This is a genomic window from Flavobacterium bizetiae, from assembly GCF_902804475.1.
GTDB classification, from domain to species: domain Bacteria; phylum Bacteroidota; class Bacteroidia; order Flavobacteriales; family Flavobacteriaceae; genus Flavobacterium; species Flavobacterium bizetiae.
Window position 1 is genome coordinate 41,118 of sequence record NZ_CADCSU010000062.1, and the last position, 10,548, is coordinate 51,665.

Below are 10,548 nucleotides of genomic sequence, written 5' to 3' on the forward strand. Positions count from 1 at the left end.
GTATTAAATTGTTTAACACCGTTAGACAAATGTATGGCGGTTTTTCTAATAATGAAATATTTTTGTCATAATATTTTCTTATTGTTGTATAGACAAGTATTAAAAATCCCCGAAGTGCCTTAATTATAAGGATTTTTTTAGTTTAATTTTTTTAAGGAGTAGATGTTTTTTTGTGTTTCAAGACCATTTTTCCCGCTCTGCACTATATCTTTTATGGTGAACCCCACCATAAAAGGATACCGTTTCGATCGGGGCTAGGCGAGAAGTTGTAATTTTTATGAGAGATTTTTATTTTATGGGATACTTTTCAGGATTTTGAGAAGTATGAAAAATTGCATTTAGAAAAACAGTTTTTGATAGTTCATCAACAATAAAAAAGCGATATATGGAAATTTTTTAAAAGGTAAAAAACGATAATTATTGTCGTGTAATTGATAGAACGGATTTACTTGTAAAGCTTTGTAAATACTTTTATAGTCATTAAGAAAATCTAAAGCTACTTTTTTAGTCGTTTTAAAAATATAATATTCAACTGCTTCTTCAATATTTTTTAATGCAATTGGAGAAACGATAACCTTATAATTCATATTTCTTTTTTAAATCGGTATATGATAACTCAGCATCTGTGTATAGACTTTTGTCTGAATTAATTTGGCTATCTAAAATTTCTTGTTGTTCAGCAAATAATTCATACGGTTTTACATTTGCTATTTCAAACTTTATCTTTAGTGCTTTCATAAAAGCTTTTACCGCTTCTATTTGAGAAGCGTCTTCTGTATATGCTGTGATGCTAATTGCCTGCATGATGTTGATTTACTAAAGTTGATGAACAAAGTTAAGATAAAAGTCTTATTTTCATGTTAATCGTAATGATTTATTTCGATCTCCCTACTATCGTAAAATGTATTTTATGTTATAGTAATTCATTAAAAAATAAAACAGATTGAGTATTTGAATTTGATAATGTCGATAAATATGTCGCTCCGCTGGAACTCTTTTTCGGATTGGAATTTTTTAGCTATAAATATGTCGCTCCGCTGGAGCTTTGCTGAAATTATTTTATAAAATCCATTTCGACATGTTCGATTCCGGCATCGAGAAAATAATTATCGGTTTGTCTGAATCCGTTTTTGATGTAGAACTGACTTGCGTTGACCTGAGCGTATAGGTATACTTTCTCTTCATTTTTTAGATCGTCTAAAATTTTTAGGAGGATGGCTTCACCAATTCGTTTTCCTCTAAAAGTGTTTAAAACAGCAATTCGTTCAATTTTGGCTCCTTTTTCCATTATTCTGTATCGCGCTGCTCCGGCTGGTTCTCCGTTTACGGTAGCTATGTAATGTATTGCATCTTCATCGTCCATAGATTCGCGTTGCTGGGATACATTTTGTTCTATAACGAATACTTGTTTTCTAATTTCGAATGCAATTTCTATTTGTTTTTGATTGTCTACTTTTTCGACTATAATGGTAGTATGGCTCATTTTGTTTTAACGTTTGATATATTGGGTATGCTGGAAAAATAATTTGCGTGCAAATATACGTAGTTAACTACATATATTCAAAGCGAAATAAAATATTTAAGTTTTTTTTATAGCGAATGCAAGACTTTACGAGAAATAAGAAAAGTGAATTGAAATACTAAACCTCTAAAATAGCCCCGATCGAAGCGGCATCCTTTTATGGCGGGGTTCGCCATAAAAGATATAGTGTAGAGCGGGACTATATTTCTAATGAATGCAGTTTTTTTCTGCTTCTAAAAAAAAAAAACATCTTTAAACTTTGTGTCTAAAGATGTTTGTAAAAGTTAAAGGTGTATGTTATTTACTTTACATAGTTGGGTGAAACGCACATTTCCCAATAAGTAACAATTGTTTTGATGGTTTCTTTGATTTCGTTGTAACCGGTTGGTTTAACAAAAAAGCCCTGAATAGATTTTGAATAAGAGTCTACAACATGCTTTTGTTCTGCACTTGTCGAAAAGAACAAATATGGGATTGATTTGAGTCGTAAATCTTCGTTTTGATGAATTTTTTCTCGTAATTCCATGCCATTTAGCTTTGGCATATTGATATCAGAGAAGATGATGAAAGGCTCAATTTGTGTAGAGGTTAAGTATTCTAATGCTTTTTCGCCTTCGGCAAAAAAGATAATTTCATTTTTATAATCAAGTTCTGCAAAAATATCAGTCAAAATTTCCTGATCGTCTAAATCATCTTCAATTATAATAATTGGTCCGCCTTTGTTCATTTATATTTTTTTCAAAGGTAGATGTTTAATCTCAGCTATTTGTTGCTTTTGTAATTTATTGATAATCAAAAAATAAAAAAGTCTTTACACGAGATATACCCAATTGTATACTAAAAAAAACACCTTTAAACATAAAGTCTAAAGGTGGATTTCAATTTATATAGTAGGATAATTATGAATCTATTCTGCTGGGATCTTTTTTGCGATACACCAGATAAAATACCTGCGGTAACACGGTTAAAGATAATATCATACAGGTTATTAGTCCGCCTACGATCATGATGGCCAGAGGTTTTTGAACCTCAGAACCCATTCCTGTAGACAATGCTGCGGGCAATAATCCTAAAGATCCCATAAGGGCAATCATGACAATAGGGCGAATTCTGCTGTGAATTCCGTTTGAAATTGCATCCTTGAGATGCATTCCGGCGCGCATATTTTCCCTGATCATTCCGATGAGGACAATACTGTCGATCGCGCTGACTCCAAAGAGAATGATAAAACCAATTCCGGCTGAGATTCCAAATACCGTTCCGGTTACCCAAAGCGATAAGAAACCACCAATAAAGGCATACGGCATGGCGCTTATGGCTACCAGAGTATCTTTGAAATTACCAAAGTTGAAATACAACAGACATAAAATCAAGATCAAAACAACCGGAACAATCATGGCCAATTGTTTCGAAGCTCTTTCTTTACTCTCGAATTCTCCGGCCCATTTCATTACATTTTCTTTCGGAAGTTTTACTTCTGCGGCTACTTTTTTCTGAGCTTCGTCGATTGTACTTCCTAAATCTCGTCCTTCGATACTAAAACCTACAGCGATATAACGGCTGTTTCCTTCGCGATAAATAAAGGTTGGACCGGTTTTATATTCTACGGTTGCAATTTCTTTTAACGGAACTTTTTTACCATTCATAGTAGGAATCAGGATATCTTCGATTTTTTCTTTTGAGTCACGATATTCTTTTTCGAAACGTAGAGTAATGTCAAAGATCTTTTCATCGTCATAAAACTTGGTTGCGGCCTGACCTCCAATGGTCATTCTGATTACAGCTTGCGCATCGGCGGTGGTAATGGCATAACGCGCCATTTTTTCGTCGTGAAGCTGAATTCTTAATTCCGGTAAACCAATATTTTTATAAACGTTGATGTCTTCGATTCCTTTTACATCTTTAATAGATTTGGCTACTTTTGCGGCCATGGCTTCGAGTTGAAAAAGATCATTTCCGAATATCTTAATGACCAACGGACTTTTTACTCCGGCAACGTATTCTTCGACATTATCCTGAATAGGCTGGCTAAATCCAAAACCAATTCCGGGATATACATCGAGTTCTTTTTTGATCTCGGCAATCAATTGTTCTTTGCTGATATCGCGTTTCCATTTGTCCTGATGTTTTAGTTCGATATGCAATTCGATATTAAAAAATCCCGTTGGATCCGTTCCGTCATTTGGCCGTCCGGTTTGTGTCAGGACAAATTTCACCTCTTCGAATTTCCTTATTTTGGCTTTCATTTCTTTGGTAAGTCGTACTGCTTCATCCAGATTGATACTGTTAGGCAAAGTGGCTCTTACATAAATGGCGCCTTCATTCAACTTCGGAATAAATTCTGAACCATAAAAAGCAAACTTCGCGCAGCATATAGCCAGTAAACCTAAGAATGCATATAAGGTCGCTTTACGATGTTTGGTACTCCATTTAAATAATTTAAATAGGTTTTCTCTAAAGAAACGTGAGATCATATTTTCTTTCTCTACAATGTTTTTCGTCAGCATGACTTTACACATTGCCGGAACATACGTAAGGGATAAAATCAACGATCCTAATAGCGCATAACTAAGTGTAAAGGCTAGGGGAGAGAACATTTTTCCTTCCACTTTCGTGAAAGAGAAAATAGGCATTAGCGCGACAATTAAAATAATTAAGGCAAAGAAAATATATGTCGCTACGCTACCCACACTTTTCTTGATCAATCCCATTTTGCTCATGCTGTTAAAGCGTTCCATTCCTACTTTATGCGCTTTCTTTTCGAGCGATACAAAGACTTGTTCGACAATAACCAGTGTTCCTTCGAGGAGCAATCCAAAATCCAGCGCTCCCATAGAAATTAAGTTGGCGGGTAATCCCTGAATTCTAAGCATTACAATGGCAAACAAAAACGAAAGCGGAATCACAGATGCCACAATCAATGAAGTTCTCCAGTTATAAAGGAAAATAAACACGATTAACGATACCAATACAATTCCTTCGACAAGGTTTTTGGTTACTGTTTTTACGGTTGTATCGACCAATTTGGTACGATCTATAAACGGAATTATTTTTACATTATCCGGTAAAACTCTCTCGTTAAGTTCAGTCAGACGGTCTTTAAGTCTTTTGATTACTTCACCTGGATTTTCTCCGCGAAGCATAACCACGATTCCTTCTACAACATCATCATCACCATCTAAACCTACTTGACCTAATCTTGGTTTGGCTGAAATCGAAACTTCGGCTACGTGTTTTACTAATATGGGCGATGAACCTTTGGTTTCGATCAAGATATTTCCAATATCTTCGACTTTATTTATTAAACCAACGCCTCGTACGACATAAGCCTGATCACCACGTTGGATAACGTCTCCACCAACATTTACATTACTTTTAGAAACCGCTTCGTAAACGTCAAGCGCAGAGAGATTGTAATTCTCTAATTCGGTTGGATTAATTTTAATTTCGAAGATTTTTTCTTCACCACCAAAACTCACCACATCGGCAACTCCGGGAACAGCGATTAGTTCTCTTTCAATTACCCAATCCTGAATGGATTTGATTTCTTTAATAGGTAAATCACTTTTGATTACATACCTGAATATCTCACCCGTTGCTCCGGATGGCGGTTCAATATCAACATCTGCACCTTCGGGAAGATCTAATCCATTAAGGCGATTTGAGGCGTATTGCTGTGCGTAAAAATCCTCGACATCATCATCAAATAAAACTGTTACAACCGATAATCCGAAAAGCGAAATAGAACGTACTTCGGCTTTTTTAGGAATCGTGTTCATTTGTTTTGAAATAGGAAGTGTGATGAATTTCTCTACTTCTTCGGCACTTCTTCCCGGCCATTGTGTAATGATTCTTGCCCTTGTATTGGTTACATCGGGAAAAGCTTCGATGGGCGTATGGATATAGCTCACTATTCCGGCGACTAGTAATACTGCTGTCAGGAAAAAAACTATAAGGGAGTTTTTTAACGAGAAAGCTACCAGACCTTGTACAAATTTTTTCATGTTTTGTATGGTATTTATCCGTTCTTAGGGATAATTAGTTTTTTAATCTTTCGTGAATTAACAAGTGATTTTTAGTGATCACCATTTCACCTTCTTTAACTCCTTTATCAAAATAAATCCAGTTGTTGTTTTTAAGCGTTGGATGAATTTCTCGGGTTTCGATCGTACAATCGTCTTTATAAATTAAAATATAATCACGATTGTTATCAAAAATGGCGGCTTTTGCAGGAACAGCGGCTAACATTTCGCCACCCAGACTTTTGTCGATAATGATATCAGCGGTCATTCCGGGTTTTAGTTTTAGATTCTGGTTGTCCATTACAATTCGGGCTTTTAGAACATGTTCATCAGCATCAAAAACTTTGGCCATCATTTTTATTTTTCCTTTAAAAATTTCTCCCCGATAAGCGGGTGTCGTAACATCTACGAGCATATTTTCGCTCACATTTTTTAGATTACTGGTATATACATTAACCAAAACCCAGATTTCTTTCAGGTCAGAAATCGTAAAAAGAGGTTCGCTGCCATCTGTAATCTGCATTCCCGGACTAATGTTTTTAGCAACGATATAACCTTCAGTTGGCGCTTTTATCTGAAAAACAGATCTTTCGCTGCTGGCGCTAAACATGGCAAGATTGGCCCTTACATTTTCTAGAGAAGATTTTAAAACATCTAGTTCGCTTTGTGCCTGCATTAAATCTTTTTGAGAAGCAATTCCGTCCTCAAACATCGATTTGGTCGATTGTAAATTACGTTGTGCAACGGCTATTTGCGATTGAAACGATTTACTTTCAGATTGCATACTGTTTAATTCTGTACTTTTTATCTCTGCCAGAACTTGTCCTTTTTTTACATAATCGCCTAACGAGAAAGTCGTTTTGGTAATAATTCCTTCAACAAGACTGTTAAACTGAACTACGTGATCTGCGTTGTAGGTAATATTTCCGGTGAGGTTTATAGATTCGCTAACCGAACGTTTTTCTACCGGTTCGATCGTGATTTTTGCTTTTAAGCCTTTGTCGATACAAAATTTATCCTCTTTTGTATCTTTGATTTCTTCTTTTTTGCCACATCCGTAAACGAGCATTAACCCAAGTATCGGGAGTAAAATAAGTTTCTTCATTTTGTTTGTTATTATTTTTAGATCATTAGATTTAATTGATTTCCTCGCCCGCGATATAGCGCAATTCTTCAAGGTTTTTGTTCAGGTCTTTTTTAGAATTAAGCAGGATCGATTTGTTGTCTAAATACGCATCAACAAAATCAAGATATTCTAACATGCTGGTATTTCGCTGCATGAAGTTTTTGCGGTAACTTTCCAGCAGTTTATCCAGGTCAACTTCATAAGTTGCATCAACACTTTCGTATAATTTTTTGGTTACAATTAAATCCTCGTAAGCTTGTAACACTTCGGCTTGTACGCTTATAGTTTTCTCCTCGGTAAGTAATTTTCCCTGATCAACGGCAATTTTTGCGGCTTTTATATTTCCCTGGTTTCTATTAAAAAACGGAAGATCTAAAGCAAAACCCAATCCTACGAAATCATTCATTGTACTTGCACCACGGTCGTAACTAATACCAAGTGTAACATCTGGCGTACGCATTGCTTTTTCGTATTTGTACTTTTTATCGTTATAGTCATTTCCGAGTTTAATGACTTTCATATCAGGACGATTTTCTACCGCCGAAGCCATAAGATTTCCTAAATTGATATTGTCGATATTTTTATTGTCAGGAACAAAACCGTCATCAGTAAGTTTGATATAACTTGTTGCAGGCAGATTCATCAAAACCTTCAATTCTTTTTGTAGTGAATTGTTTTCTTTCTTTAAATCGCTGATTTCTTTCAGGAACTGCAGTTCAGATGCTTTTAATCTGATGTATTCACCACGTCCTACATTACCTTGTGCCACCTGATTGCCGTAAGCTTTAAGTAAAGTCTGCATCGAGGAAAGTTGTTTTTTATAAACCGCTTCCTGAGCCTGCGTATATTGAAGTTCGGTTAGATTGCCTCTAAACTCGATTTTTAGATTACGTAAAAAAGTTTTAAAGTATTCTTTAGCGATATCAGCGCTAACTTTTTCCATGGCAATCAACTTTTTTCGTTTTCCTGCCGTTTGAACGAGTTGTTCTAATTCTGCAGTAACTTGTGTAGTTTTACCAAAATTCCCCCACAAAGGCGGAACTTCCTGCGCTGTAGCATTGTGCCAAAGGTTAAGCTCACCAATAGTCAGCGTAGGATTGGGCCATAATTTGGCCTGAATCACCTGCGCATCGGCAATGTCAATGTTTAGTTTTTCTGATATAATAGAAATATTCTTCTCGAGAAACAAAGCCTCGGCCTGTGTTCTGGAAAGTACAATTGTATCGTTTAGTGCAGCAGTTTGCGCCACACCTTTGTGCGCCACAATAACGAGTAATGTTAAGAGTATACGTTTCAAATTAAGTTTGTTTTTAATATGTTGCAAAGCTATCTACAGCATATTAAACCCTAATTTGATGTGTGTTAGAAAGGAGTTAGAGTTACATTAGAAAACGATTAGAGTGGGGGAAATAGTAAGGTTACGGTCGTTCCTACGTCTTTTTTAGAGGTAATCGTAAAGTGAATATTATTTTGTTTGAAGATAATGTTGGCCAAAGCAAGCCCCACGCCGCTGCCTTTTATATCATTGACGTTTTTGCCTCTGTAAAAAGTTTGTTTGATGAATTTTAAGTCGTCTTCGCTAATACCTGTTCCGTGATCTTCGATTACAATTTTAAGCTGATCCTCTTGTTGAAGCAAACTAATTTTGATAGGATTTCCGTTGGAGTATTTTACGGCATTTTCTATAATATTGTATAAGGCGATTTTAATCTCGTTACTGTTTCCTTTTATCGAAAGCAGTTTGTCATTAGTAATCTCAATTGCAATTTGTATCTGCGAACCTTTTAACGGATAAACATCCGGCAATTGATCGTTGATATCCCAAACCAATTCATCAACTCTGAAAATCTCATTGAGTTCTGTGTTATTACGCAATCCCGAAAGCATCATGAGCGTGTTCATAGTACCTTCGATCTGATACACGTTTTCTAATACTTTTTCAGCCATTTGTTTGTATTCCGCGCTTGTTCTGTCTTTTTGCGCAAATACTTCGAGATTTCCGGATATGGCGGTCAAAGGCGTTTTGAATTCGTGCGAAACATAATTTATAAAGTTCTTCTGAATGATAAAAGTATCCGATAAACGCTTAAACAAATTGTTGTACGTTTCGATCAATTCCTGAATATCGTCTTTTGTATTGGGCGAAACAATATGGCGATCGAGCGACGAAGCTTCGATTTCGTTAACCTGATTGATGATGTGTTTTATCGGACTATACGCCAGATTCGAAAGCAAACGACTCACAATATATATCGTGATTAATCCGCTTATAAGAACCAGAATCATAATGATCATCAATCTGTTGGTAATGGTTTTAAATTCCTGATCGTTCTTTTTTACGAAAACAACAAAATCTCCCTGATTGTCGTGATAAAAACTCCCAAAATAAAAGTGATGATTCGATTTAAAATTCAGTTTTCGATTCTTGCGAATGTAATCCAGTCGTTGGGCATTTATATTTTTATCTATGGTTTTATCGCCATAAACAATCTCATTTTTATTGTTGTAAACCCGTGATATAATTTCAAGTGAATTTTCGCGGAATTGCTGTCCAATCAATAAATGCTGATTTTGTGGTAATTCATCTTTTTCAAGATAGAAAATACCCGTTAGCAAACAGGTTTTTTGAAGTTCATTAAAAATAATCTTTTCAGAATAACTGTAAAAAGAAAAATACGTGATAACAGAAGCAATGACAAAGACAACGCTAAACGTAAAAGAAGATATTAAGGTGAACCTATTGCGTATTTTCATGACTATTCTTTAAGCATATATCCCGTTCCTTTTATGGTATGGATAAATTTATGGTTTTGCTCGATTTTGTTTCTTAAATAAGAAATATATACATCGACAACATTGGTGTTATTGTCATAATTAATACCCCAAACCGCGTTTAAAATTTGAGTTCTTGACATCACCTTATTTCTGTTTTCTAATAAAAATAACAGCAGTTTGTATTCACGCGGAGACAAATCGATTAGTATATCATTCTCGGTAACCTTATGTTCTTCGGGGTTTATGGCCAAACTTCCTAAAGTGTATAAAGTTTCTACCTTATCATAATTAAATTTAGTCCTGCGTGTCAGCGCATTTACTCTCGAGATCAATTCTTTAAAATGAAAAGGTTTAACCAAATAATCATCAGCGCCCGAATCCAGCGCGTTTACCTTATCATCGGTATCGCTGAGTGCGCTAAGCATTAAAATTGGAGTATGAATTTTCTTGAAACGCATCATTTTAGTCAGCTGAATGCCATCAATTCCCGGAAGCATAATATCCATCAGGATAATATCCCAGGTATCGTGCTGAAGTAAATCTCTTGCAATCTCGCCCGTTTCGGCAAGATGCACCGTAAAATTGTTTTCTTCTAAACCTTTTATAATAAATTCGCTAATGCGTTTATCATCCTCAATGAGTAGAACATTCATAATCTAATGTTGTTATAATTGGTTTTTGTATTTGATCAGGCTATAAAGTTGAATTTCCTGAAGAATTGTATTTAAAGAGAAAATCAAAAATAACAATTAATTCTCGCAATCGCTGTTAAAATTGAATCTTGTAAGAAAAGAACAACTTAATTATCGTCCGTAATAATCCTGATAATCCCAAAACCTTAGAAAGAGAAAGCCTTCTATAATTTAGTTTTTTATACCCCGATTGTCCTCCTGAGCGAAGTCGAAGGCTTATGAAAACAAAACTCAAATAAATCCTTTTGGAATTTAGAATTTAAGTTTTTTTAGGAGTTATTTCCTGCTGTCCTTCCAAATCTTTTTCTTGCTAAAGGAGCAAGAAAAAGGATTTTTCCTCCCATAAGGGCTAGGGCAGTTGTTCCATAAGAAGATTTTATTTTAAAAAAAAAAAGCGCTTTCATTTTATAC

The 10,548-nt window shown here is 35.3% G+C and carries 9 protein-coding genes; all 9 read right to left on the reverse strand.

Annotated features, from left to right (window positions below; genetic code table 11):
• Window positions 1–338 precede the first annotated feature (338 nt).
• The 9 genes from FLACOL7796_RS06560 to FLACOL7796_RS06600 all read right to left on the reverse strand — a co-directional run bounded on the left by FLACOL7796_RS06560 (window position 339) and on the right by FLACOL7796_RS06600 (window position 10,098).
• On the reverse strand, window positions 339–587 hold the full coding sequence (locus tag FLACOL7796_RS06560; protein ID WP_232067305.1) for a type II toxin-antitoxin system RelE/ParE family toxin: 249 nt from the start codon (window positions 585–587) through the stop codon (window positions 339–341).
• Window positions 577–804: a DUF2683 family protein gene (locus tag FLACOL7796_RS06565; protein WP_173970017.1), complete on the reverse strand. Its 228-nt coding sequence runs from the start codon at window positions 802–804 to the stop codon at window positions 577–579. Before FLACOL7796_RS06565 ends, FLACOL7796_RS06560 begins: the two co-directional genes overlap by 11 nt.
• A gap of 250 nt (window positions 805–1,054) precedes the next feature.
• Window positions 1,055–1,483: a GNAT family N-acetyltransferase gene (locus FLACOL7796_RS06570; RefSeq protein ID WP_173970018.1), complete on the reverse strand. Its 429-nt coding sequence runs from the start codon at window positions 1,481–1,483 to the stop codon at window positions 1,055–1,057.
• 340 nt (window positions 1,484–1,823) lie between these two features.
• On the reverse strand, window positions 1,824–2,249 hold the full coding sequence (locus tag FLACOL7796_RS06575; protein ID WP_173970019.1) for a response regulator: 426 nt from the start codon (window positions 2,247–2,249) through the stop codon (window positions 1,824–1,826).
• A gap of 172 nt (window positions 2,250–2,421) precedes the next feature.
• A complete protein-coding gene (locus FLACOL7796_RS06580; protein WP_173970020.1) occupies window positions 2,422–5,526 on the reverse strand; it encodes an efflux RND transporter permease subunit in 3,105 nt (1,034 codons plus the stop codon).
• A gap of 34 nt (window positions 5,527–5,560) precedes the next feature.
• Window positions 5,561–6,649 carry an efflux RND transporter periplasmic adaptor subunit gene (locus FLACOL7796_RS06585; RefSeq protein ID WP_173970021.1) on the reverse strand — a complete coding sequence of 363 codons (1,089 nt, stop codon included), beginning with the start codon at window positions 6,647–6,649 and terminating at the stop codon, window positions 5,561–5,563.
• A gap of 31 nt (window positions 6,650–6,680) precedes the next feature.
• The gene (locus FLACOL7796_RS06590) at window positions 6,681–7,967 is read right to left on the reverse strand and encodes a TolC family protein (protein WP_173970022.1); all 1,287 of its coding nucleotides are present in this window, start codon (window positions 7,965–7,967) and stop codon (window positions 6,681–6,683) included.
• Window positions 7,968–8,065: 98 nt separating this feature from the next.
• On the reverse strand, window positions 8,066–9,424 hold the full coding sequence (locus tag FLACOL7796_RS06595) for a sensor histidine kinase (RefSeq protein ID WP_173970023.1): 1,359 nt from the start codon (window positions 9,422–9,424) through the stop codon (window positions 8,066–8,068).
• Between the two features lie 2 nt (window positions 9,425–9,426).
• Window positions 9,427–10,098, reverse strand: a complete 672-nt coding sequence (locus FLACOL7796_RS06600) for a response regulator transcription factor (RefSeq protein ID WP_173970024.1) — start codon at window positions 10,096–10,098, stop codon at window positions 9,427–9,429.
• Window positions 10,099–10,548 lie beyond the last annotated feature (450 nt).

Bases quoted from the DNA above. Each gene is read 5' to 3' on its own strand.
- FLACOL7796_RS06565 (WP_173970017.1), bottom strand. From the start codon at position 804: ATGCAGGCAATTAGCATCACAGCATATACAGAAGACGCTTCTCAAATA.
- FLACOL7796_RS06595 (WP_173970023.1), bottom strand. From the start codon at position 9,424: ATGAAAATACGCAATAGGTTCACCTTAATATCTTCTTTTACGTTTAGC.
- FLACOL7796_RS06580 (WP_173970020.1), bottom strand. From the start codon at position 5,526: ATGAAAAAATTTGTACAAGGTCTGGTAGCTTTCTCGTTAAAAAACTCC.
- FLACOL7796_RS06575 (WP_173970019.1), bottom strand. From the start codon at position 2,249: ATGAACAAAGGCGGACCAATTATTATAATTGAAGATGATTTAGACGAT.
- FLACOL7796_RS06570 (WP_173970018.1), bottom strand. From the start codon at position 1,483: ATGAGCCATACTACCATTATAGTCGAAAAAGTAGACAATCAAAAACAA.
- FLACOL7796_RS06600 (WP_173970024.1), bottom strand. From the start codon at position 10,098: ATGAATGTTCTACTCATTGAGGATGATAAACGCATTAGCGAATTTATT.
- FLACOL7796_RS06560 (WP_232067305.1), bottom strand. From the start codon at position 587: ATGAATTATAAGGTTATCGTTTCTCCAATTGCATTAAAAAATATTGAA.
- FLACOL7796_RS06585 (WP_173970021.1), bottom strand. From the start codon at position 6,649: ATGAAGAAACTTATTTTACTCCCGATACTTGGGTTAATGCTCGTTTAC.